At 67.3% G+C, this 21,066-nt stretch carries 17 protein-coding genes; 5 read left to right on the top strand and 12 right to left on the bottom strand.

Annotated elements, in window-relative coordinates; translation table 11 throughout:
• Window positions 1–45 precede the first annotated feature (45 nt).
• The gene (locus tag WJ16_RS10065; RefSeq protein WP_069256934.1) at window positions 46–459 is read left to right on the top strand and encodes an ACT domain-containing protein; all 414 of its coding nucleotides are present in this window, start codon (window positions 46–48) and stop codon (window positions 457–459) included.
• Window positions 460–558: 99 nt separating this feature from the next.
• Here the strand turns inward: WJ16_RS10065 and WJ16_RS10060 are convergent, their stop codons facing one another.
• On the bottom strand, window positions 559–1,752 hold the full coding sequence (locus tag WJ16_RS10060) for a urate hydroxylase PuuD (protein WP_069256933.1): 1,194 nt from the start codon (window positions 1,750–1,752) through the stop codon (window positions 559–561).
• Window positions 1,753–1,817: 65 nt separating this feature from the next.
• Window positions 1,818–2,171: a hydroxyisourate hydrolase gene (gene uraH / locus WJ16_RS10055; RefSeq protein ID WP_011657188.1), complete on the bottom strand. Its 354-nt coding sequence runs from the start codon at window positions 2,169–2,171 to the stop codon at window positions 1,818–1,820.
• Window positions 2,172–2,681: 510 nt separating this feature from the next.
• Here uraH and WJ16_RS10050 point away from each other — a divergent pair.
• On the top strand, window positions 2,682–4,094 hold the full coding sequence (locus WJ16_RS10050) for an 8-oxoguanine deaminase (protein ID WP_069256932.1): 1,413 nt from the start codon (window positions 2,682–2,684) through the stop codon (window positions 4,092–4,094).
• Between the two features lie 52 nt (window positions 4,095–4,146).
• Here WJ16_RS10050 and WJ16_RS10045 read toward each other — a convergent pair whose 3' ends face one another.
• On the bottom strand, window positions 4,147–5,076 hold the full coding sequence (locus WJ16_RS10045) for a LysR substrate-binding domain-containing protein (RefSeq protein ID WP_006762467.1): 930 nt from the start codon (window positions 5,074–5,076) through the stop codon (window positions 4,147–4,149).
• 232 nt (window positions 5,077–5,308) lie between these two features.
• Window positions 5,309–5,518 carry a dodecin gene (locus WJ16_RS10040; RefSeq protein ID WP_006493215.1) on the bottom strand — a complete coding sequence of 70 codons (210 nt, stop codon included), beginning with the start codon at window positions 5,516–5,518 and terminating at the stop codon, window positions 5,309–5,311.
• 135 nt (window positions 5,519–5,653) lie between these two features.
• Between WJ16_RS10040 and WJ16_RS10035 the strand changes: the two genes are divergently transcribed.
• Window positions 5,654–6,547 (top strand): NAD(P)-dependent oxidoreductase, encoded by an 894-nt coding sequence (locus tag WJ16_RS10035; protein ID WP_069256931.1) that lies wholly within the window; start codon window positions 5,654–5,656, stop codon window positions 6,545–6,547.
• Between the two features lie 66 nt (window positions 6,548–6,613).
• On the opposite strand, the gene WJ16_RS10030 is transcribed toward WJ16_RS10035, so the two are convergent.
• The 4 genes from WJ16_RS10030 to WJ16_RS10015 form a co-directional block, all read right to left on the bottom strand.
• The gene (locus WJ16_RS10030) at window positions 6,614–7,060 is read right to left on the bottom strand and encodes a hypothetical protein (protein ID WP_006488003.1); all 447 of its coding nucleotides are present in this window, start codon (window positions 7,058–7,060) and stop codon (window positions 6,614–6,616) included.
• A 331-nt stretch (window positions 7,061–7,391) separates the two neighbouring features.
• A complete protein-coding gene (mscL, locus tag WJ16_RS10025) occupies window positions 7,392–7,823 on the bottom strand; it encodes a large conductance mechanosensitive channel protein MscL (protein WP_069256930.1) in 432 nt (143 codons plus the stop codon).
• 237 nt (window positions 7,824–8,060) lie between these two features.
• On the bottom strand, window positions 8,061–9,224 hold the full coding sequence (locus WJ16_RS10020) for a tetratricopeptide repeat protein (RefSeq protein WP_069256929.1): 1,164 nt from the start codon (window positions 9,222–9,224) through the stop codon (window positions 8,061–8,063).
• Window positions 9,225–9,312: 88 nt separating this feature from the next.
• Window positions 9,313–9,993 (bottom strand): PspA/IM30 family protein, encoded by a 681-nt coding sequence (locus WJ16_RS10015; protein ID WP_069256928.1) that lies wholly within the window; start codon window positions 9,991–9,993, stop codon window positions 9,313–9,315.
• A gap of 455 nt (window positions 9,994–10,448) precedes the next feature.
• Here WJ16_RS10015 and WJ16_RS10010 point away from each other — a divergent pair, with 455 nt between their 5' ends.
• Window positions 10,449–12,965: a penicillin-binding protein 1A gene (locus WJ16_RS10010; protein ID WP_069256927.1), complete on the top strand. Its 2,517-nt coding sequence runs from the start codon at window positions 10,449–10,451 to the stop codon at window positions 12,963–12,965.
• A 293-nt stretch (window positions 12,966–13,258) separates the two neighbouring features.
• On the opposite strand, the gene WJ16_RS10005 is transcribed toward WJ16_RS10010, so the two are convergent.
• A complete protein-coding gene (locus WJ16_RS10005) occupies window positions 13,259–13,693 on the bottom strand; it encodes a DUF3574 domain-containing protein (RefSeq protein WP_069258022.1) in 435 nt (144 codons plus the stop codon).
• Window positions 13,694–13,997: 304 nt separating this feature from the next.
• Between WJ16_RS10005 and WJ16_RS10000 the strand changes: the two genes are divergently transcribed.
• Complete coding sequence (locus WJ16_RS10000) at window positions 13,998–15,005, top strand: hypothetical protein (RefSeq protein WP_069256926.1); 1,008 nt, start codon at window positions 13,998–14,000, stop codon at window positions 15,003–15,005.
• 143 nt (window positions 15,006–15,148) lie between these two features.
• On the opposite strand, the gene WJ16_RS09995 is transcribed toward WJ16_RS10000, so the two are convergent.
• From WJ16_RS09995 to mfd, 3 genes are all read right to left on the bottom strand, one after another.
• Entirely contained in the window at window positions 15,149–16,168 is a 1,020-nt protein-coding gene (locus WJ16_RS09995) for a threonine/serine dehydratase (protein WP_069256925.1), read from the bottom strand.
• A 60-nt stretch (window positions 16,169–16,228) separates the two neighbouring features.
• A complete protein-coding gene (gene argE, locus WJ16_RS09990; RefSeq protein WP_069256924.1) occupies window positions 16,229–17,449 on the bottom strand; it encodes an acetylornithine deacetylase in 1,221 nt (406 codons plus the stop codon).
• 105 nt (window positions 17,450–17,554) lie between these two features.
• Window positions 17,555–21,025 carry a transcription-repair coupling factor gene (mfd, locus tag WJ16_RS09985; protein WP_069256923.1) on the bottom strand — a complete coding sequence of 1,157 codons (3,471 nt, stop codon included), beginning with the start codon at window positions 21,023–21,025 and terminating at the stop codon, window positions 17,555–17,557.
• Between the last annotated feature and the right edge of the window lie 41 nt (window positions 21,026–21,066).

The raw sequence follows: 21,066 nt of genomic DNA, 5'->3' as shown, positions 1-21,066 counted from the left end.
CCGCATCTTCATCGCACGACGCCCGATTGCGGGCGTGTTCCTTTCATGAGCCAACCCGAGAACGACCTTGCGATCCTGCTGCGTACGATGCAGCCCGAATTGCATCCGGGCGCGTTCGCGTTCGTATCGCTGCCGTTCGACGCAGACGTATCGTTATCCGAAGCGATTGCAACCTTTCGCGAAGCGGAAGGGCTGACGGTCGTCGTCGACGAGGAAACGGCTGCGCGCCGCGGCTGGCCGGTGTTGTTCCGAACCGCGTGGATCACGCTGACCGTGCATTCCGACCTAGCCGCCGTGGGCCTCACGGCCGCATTCGCACGGGCACTCGGCGCGGCCGGCATCAGCTGCAACGTGATGGCCGCCGCGTACCACGACCACATCTTCGTGCCGTTCGACGACGGCCCGCGCGCGCTCGATGCGCTCGTCGCGCTTCAGCGCGACGCGATGCACGGCAGCTAACGCACGACACGCATCCGCAGCACGCAAAAAAAACGGGCCCGTCACCGGGCCCGCGAACGGAGAGGATTGCGCCGGAACACGACACCGGCGCATGGCGGCTTACTTGTTCGCGCCACCCTCGAACCACGCGGCGAGCTTCACGCGCTCGTCGTCGGTCATGTGCGTGACGTTGCCGATCGGCATCGCCTTCAGGCGCACGGCCTGTTCGTAGATACGCTGCGCGTTCTTCGAGATTTCGTCGGGCGTATCGAACATCACGCCGGCGGGGGCGCTGCCCATCAGCGTCGGCTTCGCCGAGTGACACTCGACGCAGCGCTGCTGCAGGATCGGCATGATGTCGTTGATCACGACCTTCGGCGCGTTCGCGGCCTGCGCTTCCGGCGCGACCGGCTTCGGCGTCGTCCAGACCAGGGCGCCCGCGAGCAGTGCGACGCCGCCGATCGGCAGGTACCACAGCTGCTTGCCGCGGTGACGCATCACGAAGAACTGGCGGATCAGCGCGCCGGCCAGCATGATCAGCACGAGCACGACCCAGTTGAACTTGTTCGTGTACGTCATCGCATAGTGGTTCGACAGCATCGCGAACACGACCGGCAGCGTGAAGTACGTGTTGTGCACCGAGCGCTGCTTGCCGCGCTTGCCGTAGATCGGGTTCGGCTCCTCGCCCTTGAGCATCTTGTCGACCATCTTGCGCTGGCCGGGGATGATCACGAAGAACACGTTCGCCGACATGATCGTCGCGAGCATCGCGCCGACGATCAGGTACGCGGCACGACCCGCGAAGATGTGGCACGCGAGGTAGGCGGCGGCGACCACGTAGATGCCGACGCAGATGCCGAGCACGCGATCGTTGGTGCCGAGGATGCGGCACAGCGAGTCGTAGACGATCCAGCCGGCCGCGAGGAAGCCGAGTGCGGATGCGACGGCGACCACCGGGCCCATGTCGAGCACGCTCTTGTCGATCAGGTAGGTGTTCGGCGCGAGCAGGTACAGCACGAAGAACAGCGAGAAGCCCGACAGCCAGGTCGTATACGACGGCCACTTCGACCAGTGCAGGTCATCCGGCATTTCCGGCGGGGCGACCGTGTACTTCTGCATGTTGTAGAACCCGCCGCCGTGGACGTGCCACAGCTCGCCGAACACACCGCGCTTGCGCTGGTTCGGGTCGGTCGGCGGTTTCAGGCTGTTGTCGAGCGCGACGAAATAGAACGACTCGCCGATCCACGCAATCGCGACGATGACGTGCAGCCATCGCAGCGCGAGGTTCAGCCAGTCGGTGATGAAGCCTTCCATGAAACTCCTCCAGACTCAGATTTTGTCTTGATGCGGGCGCCGGTGCGTCGGGCGCCGATGCGCTGTCAGCTGCCGCGATAGGTGCTGTACGACCATGGCGACACGAGCAGCGGCACGTGGTAGTGCGACGCGGTGTCGGCGATGCCGAAGCGGAGCACGACGCGGTCGACGAAACGGGGTTCGGGCACCTTCACGCCGAGCGACGCGAAGTAATCGCCCGCGTGGAACACGAGTTCGTATTCGCCGGCGGCGAGCGCGGCGCCTTCGAGCAGGGGTTCGTCGCAGCGGCCGTCGCTATTGGTCAGCACGGTCTTGATCGCGCGGCGCGATTCGCCGTCCAGCGCGTAGAGATCTACCTTGATGGCAGCGCCGGGACGGCCGTGCGCCGTATCGAGTACGTGGGTAGTGAGCTTTCCCATTCGCAATTGTCCTTGTGTGAATGCGAGGTTCGGCGGCGGCCCGATCCAAAGACTGTGCGGCGGATCGAGGCTCCACGTCACGTGGCTACATACCCGTCGGCGAGATTGAAGCGAGCGCCGTGCAGGCATTGTAAAAAGGTTCCCCGCGCAAATACGGGCGCGATATCAAAGATAATGCGCCGCGCATGAGCGGCTGTCGACGGGCCGCCGCAGACCGCTTGCGGCGGGCGTTTCGGGCGTCCGGCGGCGCGTGGCGCGGCGTACCATATCGAAACCGTGAAGCGCGGTATTCCGGATCGCGCATTGTGTGCGGCGCGTGCTTGGGCGATCCTCCCGGCGTGCGCGTCGGCCCGATGGCCCGCGCGTACCCCGAAGACGGCGAGCACGCCGGGTAACCGGGCCAGGGCGTTCGAACGGACGCAGGCACCGGAGCGTGCCGCGATTCAGCGTTCGAACGGCTGTGTGACCGCCTCCAGGCAGACCCTGGGGGCAGACCGACGCGGAGAACGCATGAACCTCGAGCAGCACGCTGGCGCACGCGCGCCGAACACCTCTTCATCCCGCCCGAAAACCCTGCTGGTCAAGCACGCCGACGTGCTCGTGACCATGGACGACACGCGCCGCGAGCTGCGCGACGCGGGGCTCTACATCGAAGACAACCGGATCGTCGCGGTCGGCCCGACCGCCGAGCTGCCCGACACGGCCGACGAAGTGCTCGACCTGCGCGGCCACCTCGTGATCCCGGGGCTCGTGAACACGCACCACCACATGTACCAGAGCCTGACGCGCGCGGTGCCCGCCGCGCAGAACGCCGAGCTGTTCGGCTGGCTCACGAACCTGTACCGGATCTGGGCGCACCTGACGCCCGAGATGATCGAGGTGTCGACGCTCACCGCGATGGCCGAGCTGCTGCAGTCGGGCTGCACGACGTCGAGCGACCACCTGTACATCTACCCGAACGGCAGCCGGCTCGACGACAGCATCGGCGCCGCGCAACGGATCGGCATGCGCTTTCATGCGAGCCGCGGCGCGATGAGCGTCGGCCAGCGCGACGGCGGGCTGCCGCCCGATTCGGTCGTCGAGCGCGAACCCGACATCCTGCGCGACACGCAGCGGCTGATCGAGACCTATCACGACGAAGGCCGCTACGCGATGCTGCGCGTGGTCGTCGCGCCGTGCTCGCCGTTCTCGGTGAGCCGCGACCTGATGCGCGACGCGGCCGTGCTCGCGCGCGAATACGGCGTGTCGCTGCACACGCACCTCGCGGAGAACGTCAACGACATCGCGTACAGCCGCGAGAAGTTCGGGATGACGCCCGCCGAATATGCGGAAGATCTCGGCTGGGTCGGGCACGACGTATGGCATGCGCACTGCGTGCAGCTCGACGATGCGGGCATCGGCCTGTTCGCGCGCACCGGCACGGGCGTCGCGCACTGTCCGTGCTCGAACATGCGGCTCGCGTCGGGCATCGCGCCGGTGAAGAAGATGCGGCTCGCGGGCGTGCCGGTCGGCCTCGGCGTCGACGGTTCCGCGTCCAACGACGGCGCGCAGATGGTTGCGGAAGTGCGTCAGGCGCTGCTGCTGCAGCGGGTCGGCTTCGGGCCCGACGCGATGACCGCGCGCGAAGCGCTCGAGATCGCGACGCTCGGCGGCGCGAAGGTGCTGAACCGCGACGACATCGGTGCGCTGAAGCCCGGCATGGCTGCCGACTTTGCCGCGTTCGACCTGCGCCAGCCGCTGTTCGCGGGCGCGCTGCACGATCCGGTTGCGGCGCTCGTGTTCTGCGCGCCGTCGCAGACGGCGTACACGGTGGTGAACGGGAAGGTGGTGGTGCGGGAAGGGCGGTTGGCGACGCTCGACCTGCCGCCCGTCATCGAGCGTCACAACGCGCTCGCGCACGCGCTGGTCGAGGCGTCGCGCTGAAGGCGGGCCGGCGCTGTCCGGCGGCGGTGTTGCCGCCGGGCGGCGCGAGCCGTTACGCCTCGATCAGCGTGCGGGTCGCTTCGGCGACGAGGCTGCGCAGCCAGCGCACTTCGTCGGAGTAGTGGCAGCGCTCGTGCCACAGCTGGTAGTACTGCATCGGCGGGAAGTCGAGCGGCGCCGGCACGACCGACAGCGGCAGGAACTTCGCGTAATGATCGGCGAACAGGCGCGTGGTCGTGAAGATCAGGTCGGACTTCACGAGCACGTACGGTGCGAGGTTGAAGTACGGCAGCGTGACGACTACGTGGCGCTTGAGGCGTTCGCGCGCGAGATGCACGTCGATCGCGCCGCGCTGGCCGACCGAGTACGGCGTCGGCGCGAGATGCGGCGCGTTCAGGTACTGGTCGAGCGTGAGCCCGCCGCGCTTCGCGAACGGGTGCGTGTTGCTCATCAGGCAGACGATTTCGTCGACGAACAGGTTCGACAGGTGCAGTTGCTCGGGCGGCTCGGGCCAGTTGCCGACGACGATGTCGAGCTTGCCGTCTTCCAGCGCGAGCTCGTAGTCGAACGCGGGGCCGAGCGAATGGAATTCGAGCGTCGCGTTCGGCGCGGCTTGGCGGAAGCGCTCGACCACCGTCGGCACGAACAGCACGTTCAGGTAGTCGGGGCAGCCGATCCGGTAGCAGCGGATCGACGTGGCCGGGTCGAAGTTGTGCTGCTGGAACTTGATGCGCTCGATTTCACGCAGCGCGTTCTGCACCGGCTCGAGCAGGCGCAGCCCGTATTCGGTCGGCACCATGCCGGATTTGCCGCGCACCAGCAGCGGATCGCCGGTGATGTCGCGCAGGCGCCGCAGCGCGGCGCTGATCGCCGGTTGCGACTGGTTCAGTTTGACGGCCGCGCGCGTGACGCTGCGCTCCATCAACAAGGTGTGCAAGACGCGCAAGAGGTACGTGTCGATCGCCTCGCGTTGCTGACTCATGATATCTCCGTTTTATATGTCCGGGCTGATCGAGGGGGCAGGGGAATATATCGTTTTTAATATGAAGCCGGGCCAGCGTCAAGAGATGGATACCCGCAGACGTCCGCCGGCCGGGCCGCGGCAAGCGGTCCGAACGGGGTGAATGGCCGTGCGCGCGCGGCGCCGCGCACAAACGCGTTGCACGTGTGCGGTTCGCGGCGCCGCGTGTGAAGCGCGCGATGCGGCGTGCGCGTCAGTCGTCGATGCGCATGCCGACCTTCAGCGTGACCTGCCAGTGCACGACCTGGTCGCCCTCGATGTGGCCGCGCGTTTCGGTCACCTGGAACCAGTGCAGGTTGTGCAGCGTCTTGCCGGCTTTCGAGATCGCGTTGCGGATGGCGTCGTCGCTCGATTGCCGCGACGAACCGGTCAGCTCGATCATCTTGTACACGTGGTCGCTCATGATGCACTCCCTGGGATATCGGTCTGTATCGCCGGTGCAAGACGCGGTCCCGACGCGGCGCCGCGCGTGCCCGGCTTCTTGAGTGATAGGTATGATGGGCGGCAAGTGCAACCCATATCGGAGACGAGGAACATCGTGGAAGTCGGATTTTGCGGACCGGGATTGATGGGCGCGCCGATGATTCGGCATTTGCTGGCGGCCGGGCATCGGGTCAGCGTATGGAATCGCTCGCGCGAGAAGGCCGAGGCGCTCGTGAAGGACGGCGCGCAGGTGGTCGGCACGCCGCGCGAACTGGCCCAGCGCGTCGACACGGTATTCGTGTGCGTGCTCGACGGCCGGGCGGTGGGCGACGTCGTGTTCGGCGAGCGCGGGCTGCTCTCCGGCGATGCCGCTGCGCGTCGCCTGCTGCGCATCGTCGATCATTCGAGCATCCCGCCTGCCGCGACGCGTGATTACGCGGCGCGCGCGGCCGCGCTCGGCGCCGGCTGGGTCGATGCGCCCGTGTCGGGCGGCGTGCCGGGCGCACAGGCCGGCACGCTCGCGGTGATGGCCGGCGGCCGCGCGGCCGATCTCGATGCGGTGCGGCCGCTGATCGACACGTACGCGTCGCGCATCACGCACATGGGCGACGCGGGCGCGGGGCAAACGGCGAAGCTGTGCAATCAGGCGATCGTCACCGCGACGGTCACCGCGATCGCCGAGGCCGTCGGTCTCGCGCAGGCAAGCGGCATCGATGCGGCGCGCCTCGCCGAAGCGCTGGCCGGCGGCTGGGCCGATTCGGTATTGCTGCAGACGTTCGTGCCGCGCATGACGTCGGGTGGCCATCCGCCGATCGGTGCGCTCGGCACGTTCCAGAAGGACGTCGATGCGATCGCCGATGCCGCACGCGACACGGGCGCGGTGATGCCCGTAGCGGGCACGGTGCAGCAGGTGTTGCGGCTCGGCGCCGCGCAAGGGCTCGCCGGTGCCGATTTCGCTGCGTTCATCGACATCGTGCGGCCCGGCAACGGGCGTCGGCAGGCGTCGTGACAGGCAAGCGGCGCGCGTGAATGGCAGATGGGCCGCCCGGAGGCGGCCCATCGATTGGCAGGCGGATCAGCCGAGGGAGCGGGGTGTCGTGTCGCCGGCGTTCTGCCGGCCGAGCCCGCCGCGCAGGCTCGCTTTCGTGCCTGCACCAAACTCGGGCAGGATGCGTGCGCGCGCACGGCTGGCGAACACGAGGAAGCCGAAGCCGTTCGCTTCGTACCAGTAGCCGCCGTTCTCGAGGCCGTCCAGCGGCTGCTCGAGCGCGTTCGCGATCGATTCGATGCAGCGCTTGCGCAGCTCGGCGATCGCGGGATAGGGCGGCTGGGCGCCGCGTACGCTGCACAGGAGCACGTCGAGGCCGGGCAGCACATGCGCGTACAGGACGGGTTCGTCCTGCGCACGGGCGCGGGCAATCTTGGTGTCGAGCTGGGCGAAAGGTTTCGAGTGGCGCAATACCGCGAGGAATGACTCCTGGCCATCCTGCGGGGCACGCCGACGTTTTTTCGGGAAGGACATAAACACTCGCCTCAAAAACAATTGCAAGAAATGCGGCACTTTCATGCGACCCACTCCCGGCTATGTACGCCGCATGTCGATCCTTTATAGCACACGAAAATGCTGCCTTCGTGCAGTACGACGATCAATGTCTCCCGTCGACCTGCTCGCCATGATCGACACAGTCAGCGTCTCGGCGCCCATACTGTCGTTTAGTCTCCATCATAGACCTGCTTTTCCCGCGCGTGCATTCGCCCGTCACAAAAAAGTGAGATAGGCCGCACGCGGCGCTGCATCGCGCGCAATAAAAAGGCCCGCACGGGGCGGGCCTGACGGGCGGAGCGCTCGGCGATCAGCGCTGTTTCAGCGAATCGCGGATCTCGCGCAGCAGCACGACGTCTTCGGGCGTCGCGGCCGGTGCGGCTTCTTCCGGCTTGCGCAGCTTGTTGATGAATTTCACCATCAGGAAAATGATGAACGCGAGGATGACGAAATTGATCGCCACCGTGATGAACGAACCGTAACCGAACGCGGCCACACCGGCGGCCTGCAGATCCTTGAACGAATCGGGATTACCCTTGAACGTCGGGGGGATGGTGCCGAGCAGAACGAACTTGTTCGAGAAATCCAGACCGCCCGTCAGCACGCCGATGACCGGCATGATCAGGTCTTTCACGACCGAGTCGACGATCTTCGAGAACGCGCCGCCGATGATCACGCCGACGGCGAGATCCATGACGTTGCCCTTGACGGCGAATTCCTTGAATTCCTTGATGATGCTCATGAGCGGCTTTCTCCTGGTTGGGGCGAGAGGAGGCGTGCCGCGACGCGCAGGGATACTGAGCGTCGAATGAGGGTCGGTGGCACGCCGATGGCCGCATGATAGCGAACGCTCCCCATTGCCGGTAGTCCATCTTGAAATGATTGACAAATCCGCGCGTCGGCGCGGCGGGCATGCCGGGGAGCGCGTGCAGGCGTGCCCGGGCGCCGACGCGGACGTCGATGCCCGGTGCGCGGGGACTCAGGTGTTGTCGTCGGTCCAGCCGTCGTCGTTGCTGCCGAGGTCCATGCCGCCGCCGCCGTTGCCGTCGCTCCAGTTCGAATCGTCGCCGCGGCCGAGGTCGAAGCCCGGATCGTTCTCCTGGCGGCGGTGCTCGCCGTCGACGATCACGTCGCGCTCGACCACGCGTTCGCGACCGCCCGACATCGCCTCGCCGAGCAGAACACCCGTCAGCAGCCCGCCCATGCCGCCGCCGAAACCGCCGCCGCCTTGCTGGATCACGACGGGCGGCTGCTGTTGCGGGTAGGGCTGCGGCGGATACGGCTGGCCTTGCGCGCCCGTCATGCGATCGGCTTCCTGCGCATACACGGAGCCGCTGCCGTTCACCGGCGGCGCGGGTTGCGCGGCCGGGTCGGGGCGGCCTTCCACCCGCGCCTTCACGCTCGCCAGGCGTTGTTCCAGTTCGTCGACGCGATACGGCGGTACCGGATTCTTGCCGTTCGACAGCGTTTCGACGAGCGTGCGCGCGTCGGTCTCGATCGTTTCGAGTTCGCCCGTGAGCGCCGCGGCGCCGGGCGCCGTCGACAGCTTCGCGTCGAGCTTCAGCGGGCGGATGTCGTTCAGCACGTCGGTGGCGCGCTTGAGCTGCGTGCGGCGTTCGTCGTCGGCGCGGCCGTCGTCGGCCGTGCGCGCGCGCCGCAACGTCCAGCGTAGCACCAGCGCGATCACCGCGACGATCAGCCCGAGGCCGATCCACATGCCGGTGGACGGGCCGTGTTTTTCCGCCGGGGCGAGCGCAGGCGCGAGCGACGATTGCAGCGTACCGGCCTGCGTGGCCGACGGCGTGTTGCCGCTTGCGCGCGCGGCGTCGGCGCGAATGCGCGACTCCGTCTGCGCGAAGCGCGACGCGTCGGTGAACTTCAGTTGCGGATCGAGCGACTTCGCGCGCTGCAACTGTACGAGCGCGTCGGACGCGCGGCCCTCGCGGTCGAGCACCTGCGCATACAGGTAGCGCGCGTGCGCGTTGTTCGGATGGGCGTCGATGACTTGCGACAGCTGCGTGTCGGCTTGCTGCCAGTTGCGTTGCGCGATCGACTGCTCGACCTGCTGCAACGACGGGACCGCAAATGCGGCGGACGACAGCAACATCAGCGAGAGGCCGAGTGCGGCGAGAGATTTCTTCATGGTCGAACCGGGCGCACGCGCCCGTCTCCTGACGATCGGTTCGCGCCGCGCCCGGGGCGGGCGGCGGCGCGGTGGCCCGCAGCGGCCGTTACTGCGCGGGCGTGTCGAGCTGCTTCTTCAGCGCGGCGAGGCGATCCTCGACCGACGGGCCCTTGTTCAGCGCGGCGAGCTTGTCGTCGAGCGCCTTGCCGCTCGACGTGTCGGCCGAATTCAGGCGTGCGTCCGAGCGTGCGTTCTGCAGCGCGACCTTGTCTTCGAGCTTCTGGAAGTCTTCGGACAGGTTCTTGCCGCCGATGCCGCCCAGCGCGCTGGCCGCGACGTCCTTCGCCTGCGCGATTTCGTGCTTGGCCTGCAGGATGTTCGAGCGCGCATTCAGGTCGTTGCGGCGCTGGCGCATGTCGGCGATCTGCCCCTTCAGCTTGTCGACCGACGGCTCGAGCGTCGTCAGCTCGGCTGCGAGCGCGTCGCGCTCGGCTTCCGCGTTCGACTGCGCGGCGAGGGCCTCGCGGGCGAGCGCTTCGTCGCCGCCCTGCAGCGCGCGCTTCGCGCCTTCCTCGTACTTCTTCACCTTGTCGTCGGCCGCATCGCGCTTGCTGCGCTGCGTCGCGACCTGTGCCTCGATCTCGATCAGCGAATTCTCGGCACGGCCGATGCTGTCGTCGAGCTCCCGCACGATCTGCCGTGCGTCGCGCGACGGATCCTGTACCGAATCGGCCGCATCGTTCAGCAGGCCTTTGATCGTGCGCGAAATAGAGTCGAAAAGCGACATGAAATCCTCCGTGGTTGAAAGGCGCCGCACGAGAGCGGCAGTGCCCGTGGCGAGCCGGTTCCGACTCGCACGAGCCGGCGGATATTACACCACCGGTTCACTTAAATACGGCTTAAACAGGCGAGTTCAAGCGGCTCGCGCAGCAGGACGTCGAACCTTTCGCGGCTGAAAGAAATTCGGCGAGGCGCGGCGCGATGCGTGCGCTTTCGCGTGTCCATGATAGGCAGAGGATGCCGACAATACGTTCCTCAAATCACGGCATTGCGGGAATTTTTACAAAAAATCGCGAAGGCCTCCGGTCGATTTCATTAAAATGCGCTGTCACGTCGCGGGAACGGATCGCCGCGCGGCGGGGTCTGTCGACGTGACAGCCGCATCACGCTGCACCCGCTCTGATTCATCCGCTTGCATTTCCGCATGCGTCCGAGGGCGCCACGTACGCCCGCCATTCCGACATGCCAATCATCAAACGACCGCCTTCTTCTTCCGACCGGAACGAACCCCATTACACGCTGCGCCGTTCGCCGTCCGGGGCCTATTACCCCGATGACGACGGTCGCGACGACGACCACCGCACCCGGCGCAGCGGCGGCGGAGGGGGCCGTCGCTCGTTCGGCTCGCGCATCGCGCTGTGGTTCGTCGGCCTGTTCGCGACGCTGGCGATCGTCGGCGCGCTGATCGTCGGCTATGCGCTGGTCGTGATGGCGCCGCAGCTGCCGTCGCTCGATGCGCTGACCAACTACCAGCCGAAAGTGCCGCTGCGCGTGTTCACGGCCGATCACGTGCTGATCGGCGAGTTCGGCGAGGAGCGCCGCAGCCTCGTGCGCTTCCAGGAAATTCCGGACGTGATGAAGAAGGCCGTGCTCGCGATCGAGGACTACCGCTTCTACGAGCACGGCGGCGTCGACTTCGTCGGCATCCTGCGTGCGGGCGTCGCCGACCTGATGCACGGCGGCGCGCGCCAGGGCGCGAGCACGATCACGATGCAGGTCGCGCGCAACTTCTTCCTGTCGAGCGAGAAGACCTACACGCGCAAGATCTACGAAATGCTGCTCGCGTACAAGATCGAGAAGGCGCTGACGAAGGATCAGATCCTCGAGCTGTACATGAACCAGATCTACCTCGGCCAGCGCTCGTACGGCTTCGCGGCCGCCGCGCGCGTGTATTTCGGCAAGGACCTGAAGGACATCACGCTCGCGGAAGCGGCGATGCTCGCCGGGCTGCCGAAGGCGCCGTCCGCGTACAACCCGGTCGTCAATCCGAAGCGCGCGAAGGTGCGCCAGGAATACATCCTGAAGCGCATGCTCGAGGTCGGCTACATCACGCAGCCGCAGTACGACGAGGCCGTGAAGGAAGAGATCCACGTGCGTACGCCGGGCAACCAGTACGCGGTGCACGGCGAGTACGTCGCCGAGATGGTGCGGCAGATGATGTACCAGCAGTACAAGGACGAAACCTATACGCGCGGGCTGACCGTCACGACGACGATCAACTCGGCCGACCAGGAAGCCGCGTACCAGGCCGTGCGTCGGGGCATTCTCGACTACGAGCGCCGCCACGGCTATCGCGGGCCGGAAGCGTCGATCAAGCTGCCCGCGGCCGGCGACGACCGCGACGAGGCGATCGACGACGCGCTCGCCGATCACCCGGACAACGGCGACCTGCAATCGGCGGTCGTGCTCTCGGCCTCGCCGAATGCGGTCGAGGTGCAGTTCGTCGGCGGCGCGACGACGACGATCGGCCCGGCCGGGCTGCGCTTCGTCGCGGCCGCGCTCGGGCCGCGCGCGAACGACACGCTGCGCATCAAGCCGGGCTCGGTCGTGCGCGTGCTGAAGGACGGCAAGACGGGCTGGCAGGTCGTGCAGTTGCCGCAGGTCGAAGGCGCGCTCGTCGCGATCGCACCGCAGGACGGCGCGATCCGCTCGCTCGTCGGCGGCTTCGACTTCAACAAGAGCAAGTTCAACCACGTGACGCAGGCATGGCGGCAGCCGGGCTCGTCGTTCAAGCCGTTCATCTACTCGGCCTCGCTCGACAAGGGGCTCGGGCCGGCGACGATGATCAACGACGCACCGCTGTATTTCCCGCCGAGCGTGCCGGGCGGCACCGCGTGGGAGCCGAAGGACGACGACCAGCCGGACGGCCCGATGACGATGCGCACCGGCCTGCAGCGTTCGAAGAACCTCGTGTCGATCCGGATTCTCGCGTCGATCGGCACGCAATACGCGCAGCAGTACGTGACGCAGCGCTTCGGCTTCGATCCGGCGAAGACGCCGCCTTATCTGCCGATGGCGCTCGGCGCGGGCCTCGTGACGCCGCTGCAGCTCGCGACCGGCTATGCGGTGTTCGCGAACGGCGGCTACAAGGTCGATCCGTACCTGATCGCCGAAGTCGACGACGCACGCGGCCAGCCGCTGCAGAAGTCGCAGCCGGTGCTCGCGGGCAGCACGGCGCCGCGCACGATCGAAGGGCGCAACGCGTACGTGATGAACAGCCTGCTGCATTCGGTCGCGACGGCCGGCACGGGTGCGGGCACCAACGCGCTGGGCCGCAGCGACCTGCAGGGCAAGACGGGTACGACGAACGACGCGAAGGACGGCTGGTTCGCCGGCTATCAGCAGTCGCTCGTCGCGGTCGCGTGGATGGGCTTCGACCAGCCGAAGAGCCTCGGCAGCCGCGAATTCGGCGCGCAGCTCGCGTTGCCGATCTGGGTGAACTACATGCGCACCGCGCTGAACGGCGTGCCCGAGCAGCAGATGCCGATGCCGGACGGCCTGACCTCGATCGACGGCGAGCTGTACTACGCCGATCGCACGCCGGGCAACGGCTTCGTCGCGAACGTCGACATCAACCCGGCCGAGAACGCGATCAGCGCGAACGACGCACTCGGCTCGGCCGGTGCGGCGGGGCTTGCACCGCCGCCCGTCACGCCGCAGGAGAAGCAGCAGATCATGGACATGTTCGAGAACAAATAAGCGGCACGCCGCGGTTCCGGCATGCGACGGGCGCCTTCGGGCGCCCGTTTTTTTGCCTGCGGGCGATGCGCGGGCGGTGGATGCGCGCCGTATGTCGCACCGTATTGAAGAATTGCTGAGAAACTCTTTCGTGCGGCGCCGTGTGCGGGACACTCGCTTTTTCCCGAACGCCCGGCGGTCACATCCGGTCGAGGGCGTGATGGAAGTGCAGAGGAGTCCTATGTACGGGCCGCTGTCCAGCCTACCGTCGAACGCGGCCGCGAGCACGGCTCACCGCACCGAACCGCACACAGTCAGAACGACGCGCAGACCGGCGTGAGCGTGACGCCGACCGATTCCTGGCGGAAGCGCTCGGCGTAGGTGCGCCGGATCGCGGACACGCGATCGACGGTCTCGTGCGTATCGCCGGCAACGATACGCACGACGAAGCTGTGTTCGATCGTGATGCGGCCAGTCGTGCGGTCGCGCCATTGCCCGTGCGTGTCCCATAGCGTGAAGCCGTCGGGAAAGCGCGGCGTGACGACGTCGGCGAGGAACGCGGCGCGTTCCGCGTCGGTGACGGGGCCGCGCCCCGCGATGTCGCGGCCGAACAGCAGGTCGGCCTGCAACTGGCGACTGCCGCCGGCTTGCGTGCAGAACGCGGCATCGCCCGCGACGGGCGCAGACGGGGCCGCGCAGCCGGACAGCACGGCGAGGCCGAATACGAGACCGAGCGACAGCGAGCGCATGGCGGTGCCCTCCATGGGGTGCGCGATGTCCGCGAGTGTGTCATGGCCGGCGGCGGATTCCAAGCGGCGCGCGACGGGCGCCGCGCATGCGCCGCGGCCGGCCGCGGCGCCTGTCTCGCACGCATTGCGTGGCACGCACACAAAACGCTGCGCGCTCAACGACTTGCGCGGTTGTCAGCGCAGTTGTCAACAGGGCTGTCAACACAATCTGTGGATAACCGTGGCGGACCGTTGCCCGCCATTCCCGATAGCGCCGTTGCGCGAGGTGCGCACGGCTCTCAACCCGGAGTCTTTACGAACGATCATGAAGCATGTCAATCCGAAACCTACCTTCCTGAAGCTGCTGGCCGCTTTCGGCGCCGCGCTGCCCGCGCTGTCGCACGCACACGTCAAATGGTTCGAGGCGTACGACGTCTCCGCGGCGCCGGCGCAGCTCGCGTCGGTGTTCGGCAACCCGCTGTTCCTGATCCTGCTCGCGCTGAGCGCCGTCGCGATCTTTGCGGTCATCGCGATCGACAACCGGCTGGCAACGCCCCGGTTCGTCAGGTCGCTCGACGCGCAGGGGATGCGCCATGTCGGACCGTTCCTGCGCTATGCCGTCGCGCTCTTTTTCGTGCTGCTGCAGATCACGGGCCTGCAGGTGATCCTCACGCCGGAACTCGAAACCGGCTCGACCGCCGTCGTGATGCTGCAGTACGCGATCGCGGGCTGTGCGCTGTTCAATCGCACCGCGTTCGTGTCCGGGCTCGGCATCCTCGCGCTGTACGCGATCGCGGCGGCCGAATACGGAATGTTTCATCTGCTCGACTACACGATCTTCGTCGGCATCGCGTTGTTCCTGATCGCGGAATCGCTGCGCGCGGGCCGGCTCACGTGCGCGTCGCTGATGGCGCTGCGCGTCACGACCGCATGCACGCTGCTGTGGGGGGCCATCGAGAAGTTCGCCTATCCGGACACGTTCTACCGGCTGCTGGATCAGTACCCGTACCTGTCGTTCGGGCTCGATCGCGAGTTCTTCCTGTTCAGCGCGGGCTTCGTCGAGTTCGCCTATGCGTACCTGATCGTGTTCGGGCGACTGTCGGCGAAGGCATGCATCGTCGCGCTGCTCGGCTTCTTCGCGGTGGCCGTGATCCCGTTCGGGATGATCGATGCCGTCGGGCACTGGCCGTTCGCTGCCGCGCTGCTGGCGCTGCTCGCCACGCCGAACCGGTTCGAGATCAAGGTACGGCCACGCTTGAACACGGCGCTGTACCTGGGCGGCATGTCGTCGATGTTCGCGTACTGCTACGGTGCGCAGGCGTTGCTGGGCTGATACGCGTGCCGGCGGTGTGCCAAGCGACGCATTTTGCATCGCCGCTGGAAAACGCCGGCCGATCAACGACTTGGCGAGCCTGTCAGACGCTTGTCCACAGGCTCTTCAACACGAACTGGGGATAACCCGTAGCCGCTGCGCGCTCAGTGTTGCAGCGTCGCGTGCGCGAGATGCATGCCGAGCGTGGCGGGGTCGGTATTCGTACCCGATAGCAGCACGCCGACGCGCTTGCCCTGCAGCGTTTCGCGCAGCGGGCCGAGCAGCGCGGCGAGGGCGGCCGCGCACGCCGGTTCGACCGACAGCTTCAGTTGCGAGAACAGGAACAGCATCGCAGCACGCAGCGCGTCGTCGGACACGGTGACGATGCGGTCGACGTGGCGCCGGCACAGCTGGTAGCTGTATTCCTCGGTATGCGGCGCCATCAGCGAATCGGCGATCGTCTGCATCGCGCTCATCTTGATCGTGTGATTGGCCGCGAAGCTGCGGCTCATCGCGTCGGCGCCTTCCGGCTCGACGCCGTACACGTGCACGCGCGGATTCGCGAGCCGCAACGCGGTCGCCATGCCGGCCGCGAGCCCGCCGCCGCCGATCGGCACGATCACCGCGTCGAGGTCGGGCGTCTGCGTCGCCCATTCGTAGCCGAGCGTCGCGGTGCCGAGGATCGTGTGATAGCCGTTGAACGGATGAATGAAGAAGCGGCCTTCCTCGGCCTCGATCCGCCGCACGAGATCGAATGCCTGCGATGCGCTGCCCGCGAGCACGACTTCCGCGCGGTACTGCTTGCATTGCGCGATGCGCGTCGGGCTCGCGGTATGGAACATCACGACCTTCGCGCTGCTGCCGAGCCGCATCGCCGCATACGCAACGGCCGCCGCATGATTGCCGGCCGACACGCAGGTGACGCCCGCGTTCTTGCGGGCTTCGTCGAGTGCGAGCAGGTGCGTGAATGCGCCGCGCGCCTTGAAGCTGCCGCTCACCTGCAGCAGTTCGAACTTGAAGTTGACGTGCGTGCCTTCGAGGGACGGCAGGTCGGCGCGTTCGAACACGGGCGTGCGCGCGACCCACGGCGACAACGCGAAATGCTGCGCGGCGATTTCGTCGAGCGTCGGAATCGGCTCGCCGTCGATCGTCGTATGGGCGGAGCCCGGGTGTTCAGTCGACATGACGTGGCGGGTGGCGGAGTGGGCTGGCCCGCACGCGCGGGCCGGCGGGGCGGGAGGCAGTCAGTGCGCGTCGACCGACATGCTGCGGATGAACTTGCGCAGGAACTGCTCGCAGGCGGCGAGCTGCGCGAGCTCGACATATTCGTTCGGCTTGTGCGCCTGCTCGATGTTGCCGGGCCCGCATACGACACTCGGGATGCCCGCGCGTTCGAACAGGCCGGCCTCGGTGCCGTACGCGACCTTGCGCTTGTCCTGGTCGGCCGTCAGCGCGCGCACGAGCTGCGTGATCGCGGCCTGTTCGGTGGCGTCGAGACCGGGCGCCGCGGCGATCTTCGAGAACTCGATCGCGGCATTCGGATGCTCGCGCTGCATCTGCGGCAGCAGCGTATCGCGTGCATACGCCTCGATGCGCGTGAAGATCTGGTCGGGATCGAGCGTCGGCAGGTTGCGGAATTCGAAGTCGAAGCGGCACTCGGCCGGCACCGTGTTGATCGCGTTGCCGCCCTGGATCGTACTCGTCTGCGCGGTCGTGAACGGCACGTCGTACAGCGCGTCGAACGGGCCTTCGGCGCGGAAGCGGTCGGCGATGTCGCGGATGTGGCAGATGAGGCGCGCCGCGTACTCGATCGCGTTCAGCCCCTTCGGCGTCAGCGACGAATGCGCGGCGTGGCCGCGCACGCAGCAGCGGTACGCATTGATGCCCTTGTGCGCGATGATCGGCCGCATGCTGGTCGGCTCGCCGACGATGCAGCCGGACGGTTGCACGCCGCGCTTGACGAGGTCGGCGATCATCAGCGGTGCGCCCGCGCAGCCGATTTCCTCGTCGTAGGACAGTGCGAAATGGATCGGCTTCGCGAGCGTCGTCGCCTGCATCTCGGGCAGCAGCGCGAGCGCGGCGCCGATGAAGCCCTTCATGTCGCAGGTGCCGCGACCGTACAGGCGGCCGTCGCGGATTTCCGGCGCGAACGGGTTGCTGTCCCATTGCTGGCCGTCGACCGGCACGACGTCGGTATGCCCCGACAGCACGATCCCGCCGTTCGTCGAGCCGTCGTGCGCCGGCACGGTCGCGAACAGATTCGCCCAGCCCTCGCGCGGATCGTGCGTGATCGTCGATGCGATGCCTTTCGCCGCGAGCGCGTCGCGCACCGTTTCGATCAGGCCGAGGTTCGGCACGCGGCTCGTCGTGTCCATCGACACCAGTTGCTTGATCCAGGGCAGGCTGACGAGCGACGCGTCGCCTTGATCGGCGGCGGAAGGCGCCGTCGCGTCGAGAGTGGACATGGCAAAACTCCGTCTGAGGAATGGGAAAATCATACTCAAAAACACGTCGGCCCGCCTTTGCCGGGCGCGATGCGGTGCAGCAACACCGCATCCGCCGGTATCGCGTCAGCGTGCGGCGGCCACCGCGCCCTGCGTGGGGGCGAGCGCGCGCAGCGTTTCCTTGATCGTCGACACGCGGATCGCGAGATCGGGCGAGCGCGTCTCGATGCGCAGCTTGTCCTGGCCCGCGAGCTTGATGTGGCGATGCTTCTGCACCATCTCGATGATCCGCATCGGATCGATCGGCGGATTCGGCTCGAACTGCAGCCCGATCGCCACTTCGCTCGCGTCGATCTTCACGATGCCGAGCGGCTTCGCGGCGATCCGCAGCCGGTGCGTCTCGACGAGCGCGTGCGCCTGCGGCGGCAGCTTGCCGAATCGGTCGATCAGTTCCTCCTGGATGCCGTCGATCGCATCGCCGTGCTCGCAGTTCGCGAGCCGCTTGTACAGCGACAGCCGCTCCTGCACGTCCGCGCAGTAGTCGGCCGGCAGGATCGCCGGGGCATGCAGGTTGATTTCCGTCGTCGCGGCGAGCGGGGCGGTGAGGTCGGGCTCCTTGCCGTTCTTCAGCGCCTTCACCGCGTCGTTGAGCATGTCCGTATAGAGCTGGAAGCCGATCTCGTGGATCTCGCCAGACTGCTTGTCGCCGAGCACCTCGCCGGTGCCGCGGATCTCGAGATCGTGCATCGCGAGATAGAAGCCCGAGCCGAGTTCCTCCATCTGCTGGATCGCTTCCAGCCGGCGCTGCGCCTGCTTGGTCAGCGCCTGCGGATCGTGCACCAGCAGGTACGCGTACGCCTGGTGATGCGAGCGGCCGACGCGCCCGCGCAGCTGGTGAAGCTGCGCGAGGCCGAACTTGTCCGCGCGGTGCATGATGATCGTGTTTGCGCTCGGCACGTCGATGCCGGTCTCGATGATGGTCGTGCACAGCAGCACGTTCGCGCGCTGCGCGACGAAATCGCGCATCACGCGCTCGAGCTCGCGCTCGTGCATCTGGCCGTGCGCGATCACGATGCGCGCTTCCGGCACGAGTTCCTCGAGCATCGCCTTGCGGTTCTCGATCGTCTCGACTTCGTTGTGCAGGAAGTACACCTGGCCGCCGCGCTTGAGCTCGCGCAGCATCGCCTCGCGGATCACGCTTTCTTCCTCGCGGCGCACGAAGGTCTTGATCGCGAGCCGCTTCTGCGGCGCGGTCGCGATCACCGAGAAATCGCGCAGCCCTTCGAGCGCCATCCCGAGCGTACGCGGGATCGGCGTCGCGGTGAGCGTCAGCACGTCGACTTCCGCGCGCAGCGCCTTCAGCGCTTCCTTCTGGCGCACGCCGAAACGGTGCTCCTCGTCGATGATCACGAGGCCGAGGCGCTTGAACTGCACGTCCGACGACAGCAGCTTGTGCGTGCCGATCACGATGTCGACGCTGCCTTCGTTGATCTGCGCGATCGCCGCGTTGATTTCCTTCGCGGTCTTGAAGCGCGACAGCTCGACGATGCGCACCGGCCAGTCCGCGAAGCGGTCGACGAAGGTCTGCGTGTGCTGCTCGGCGAGCAGCGTGGTCGGCGACAGCAGCGCGACCTGCTTGCCGCCCAGCACCGCGATGAATGCGGCGCGCAGCGCGACCTCGGTCTTGCCGAAGCCGACGTCGCCGCACACGAGGCGGTCCATCGGCTTGCCGCTCGTCATGTCGCCGATCACGGCCGCGATCGCGGCCGCCTGGTCGGGCGTTTCCTCGAAGCCGAAGCTTTCCGCGAATTTCACGTAGTCGCGCGGATCGAGCGAGAACGCATGGCCTTCGCGGGCCGCGCGACGCGCGTACAGGTTCAGCAGCTCGGCGGCCGTGTCGCGGATCTGCTGCGCGGCCTTGCGCTTCGCGCGCTCCCACTGGCCGGAGCCGAGCGCGTGCAGCGGTGCGCTGTCGGGGTCGGCGCCGCTGTAGCGCGAGATCACGTGCAACTGCGCGACGGGCACGTAGAGCTTGCTGTCGCCCGCGTATTCGAGATGCAGGAATTCGGTCTCGCCTTCGCCGAGATCCATCGACACGAGGCCCATGTAGCGGCCGATGCCGTGCTGCGCGTGGACGACCGGGTCGCCCACCTTCAGCTCCGACAGGTCGCGCACCATCGCGTCGACGTTGCTCGCCTGTTCCTGCCGGCGGCGGCCCGTGCGCCGGCCGAGTGCCCCGTACAGCTCGGTTTCGGTGACGACCGCATAGCCTTCGCCCGGCACCGCGAAGCCGTTCGCGAGCGGCGCGACGCCGAGCGCGAAGCGTTCGTCGCTCGCGAGCCAGCCGGCGAAGTGGTCGTTCGACGCGGGGCGCAGATGGTGTTCGGCGAGCAGCTGCAGGATCGTTTCGCGGCGGCCCGCCGATTCGACGGTCAGCAGCACGCGCTTGCCCGACGATTCGACGAACGTGCGCAGCGACGCGAGCGGATCGTCGGCATGGCGATCGACGGTGAGTTCCGGCAGCGCGGTCGCCCAGCCGCCCGCCGGCTGAGCGGGCAGCACGACGCGCGCGAACGGTTTCGCGAACGCGAAGAAGTCCTCGTCGGACAGGAACAGCCGCTGCGGTTCGAGGATCGGCCGCTCGCGATCGTGCGCGAGGAACGCGTGGCGTTGCTTCGTATCGGCGGTGAAGCGGCGGATCGACGCTTCGAGATCGCCGGTGAAGACGAGATGCGCGTCTTGCGGCAGGTAGTGGAACAGCGTAGCCGTTTCGTCGAAGAACAGCGGCAGGTAATACTCGATGCCGGCCGACGGCACGCCGTTGCCGATGTCCTTGTAGATCGGTGCGCGGCTCGGATCGCCTTCGAAGGTCTCGCGCCAGCGGCTGCGAAAGGCCGTGCGCGCGGCTTCGTCGAACGGAAACTCGCGGCCGGGCAATAGCCGCACGTCGCGCACCGGGTAGAGGCTGCGCTGGGTGTCGGGGTCGAACGCGCGGATCGAGTCGACCTGGTCGTCGAACAGGTCGATCCGGTACGGCAGCGGCGAGCCCATCGGGTACAGGTCGATCAGCGAGCCGCGCACGCAGTATTCGCCGGGCCGCACGACCTGGCTCACGTGCTCGTAGCCGGCCAGCGTGAGCTGTGCCTTCAGCTTCGCCTCGTCGAGCCGCTCGCCCTGCGCGAACGCGAACGTGTACGCCGCCATGAACGACGCGGGCGGCATCCGGTACAGCGCGGTGGTCGCGGGCACGAGCAGGATGTCGCAGCGGCCCTCGCCGAGATCGTGCAGCGTGGCGAGCCGCTCGGACACGAGGTCCTGGTGCGGCGAGAACGTGTCGTACGGCAGCGTTTCCCAGTCCGGCAGCAGGCGCACGCGCGCGTCGGGCGAGAAGTAGCGGATTTCCTGCGACAGCCGCTGCGCGTCGACCGCGTTTGCGCAGATCACCGCGAGGAGCGGCACGTCCTGGCGATTGTCGGCGAGATAACGGGCGATGGCGAGCGCGTCGGCGGAACCGTGCGCGCCGTCGAAGGCGAAACGCTGGCCGGGCTTGACGCGGGCAACGGGCGAGGCGGGCGGGGTAGAAGCGTTATCTGGCATAGGGACGACAGGGGTGGCGTGCACGGGCGCATCGCGGTGCG

Origin of the sequence: Burkholderia metallica, from assembly GCF_001718555.1 — a bacterium.
Taxonomy (GTDB): domain Bacteria; phylum Pseudomonadota; class Gammaproteobacteria; order Burkholderiales; family Burkholderiaceae; genus Burkholderia; species Burkholderia metallica.
Note: the sequence above shows the minus strand (reverse complement) of the source record. Positions and strands in the feature narration are given on the sequence as shown.

Bases quoted from the DNA above. Each gene is read 5' to 3' on its own strand.
- WJ16_RS10065 (WP_069256934.1), top strand. From the start codon at position 46: ATGAGCCAACCCGAGAACGACCTTGCGATCCTGCTGCGTACGATGCAG.
- WJ16_RS10060 (WP_069256933.1), bottom strand. From the start codon at position 1,752: ATGGAAGGCTTCATCACCGACTGGCTGAACCTCGCGCTGCGATGGCTG.
- uraH (WP_011657188.1), bottom strand. From the start codon at position 2,171: ATGGGAAAGCTCACTACCCACGTACTCGATACGGCGCACGGCCGTCCC.
- WJ16_RS10050 (WP_069256932.1), top strand. From the start codon at position 2,682: ATGAACCTCGAGCAGCACGCTGGCGCACGCGCGCCGAACACCTCTTCA.
- WJ16_RS10045 (WP_006762467.1), bottom strand. From the start codon at position 5,076: ATGAGTCAGCAACGCGAGGCGATCGACACGTACCTCTTGCGCGTCTTG.
- WJ16_RS10040 (WP_006493215.1), bottom strand. From the start codon at position 5,518: ATGAGCGACCACGTGTACAAGATGATCGAGCTGACCGGTTCGTCGCGG.
- WJ16_RS10030 (WP_006488003.1), bottom strand. From the start codon at position 7,060: ATGTCCTTCCCGAAAAAACGTCGGCGTGCCCCGCAGGATGGCCAGGAG.
- mscL (WP_069256930.1), bottom strand. From the start codon at position 7,823: ATGAGCATCATCAAGGAATTCAAGGAATTCGCCGTCAAGGGCAACGTC.
- WJ16_RS10020 (WP_069256929.1), bottom strand. From the start codon at position 9,224: ATGAAGAAATCTCTCGCCGCACTCGGCCTCTCGCTGATGTTGCTGTCG.
- WJ16_RS10015 (WP_069256928.1), bottom strand. From the start codon at position 9,993: ATGTCGCTTTTCGACTCTATTTCGCGCACGATCAAAGGCCTGCTGAAC.
- WJ16_RS10010 (WP_069256927.1), top strand. From the start codon at position 10,449: ATGCCAATCATCAAACGACCGCCTTCTTCTTCCGACCGGAACGAACCC.
- WJ16_RS10005 (WP_069258022.1), bottom strand. From the start codon at position 13,693: ATGCGCTCGCTGTCGCTCGGTCTCGTATTCGGCCTCGCCGTGCTGTCC.
- WJ16_RS10000 (WP_069256926.1), top strand. From the start codon at position 13,998: ATGAAGCATGTCAATCCGAAACCTACCTTCCTGAAGCTGCTGGCCGCT.
- WJ16_RS09995 (WP_069256925.1), bottom strand. From the start codon at position 16,168: ATGTCGACTGAACACCCGGGCTCCGCCCATACGACGATCGACGGCGAG.
- argE (WP_069256924.1), bottom strand. From the start codon at position 17,449: ATGTCCACTCTCGACGCGACGGCGCCTTCCGCCGCCGATCAAGGCGAC.
- mfd (WP_069256923.1), bottom strand. From the start codon at position 21,025: ATGCCAGATAACGCTTCTACCCCGCCCGCCTCGCCCGTTGCCCGCGTC.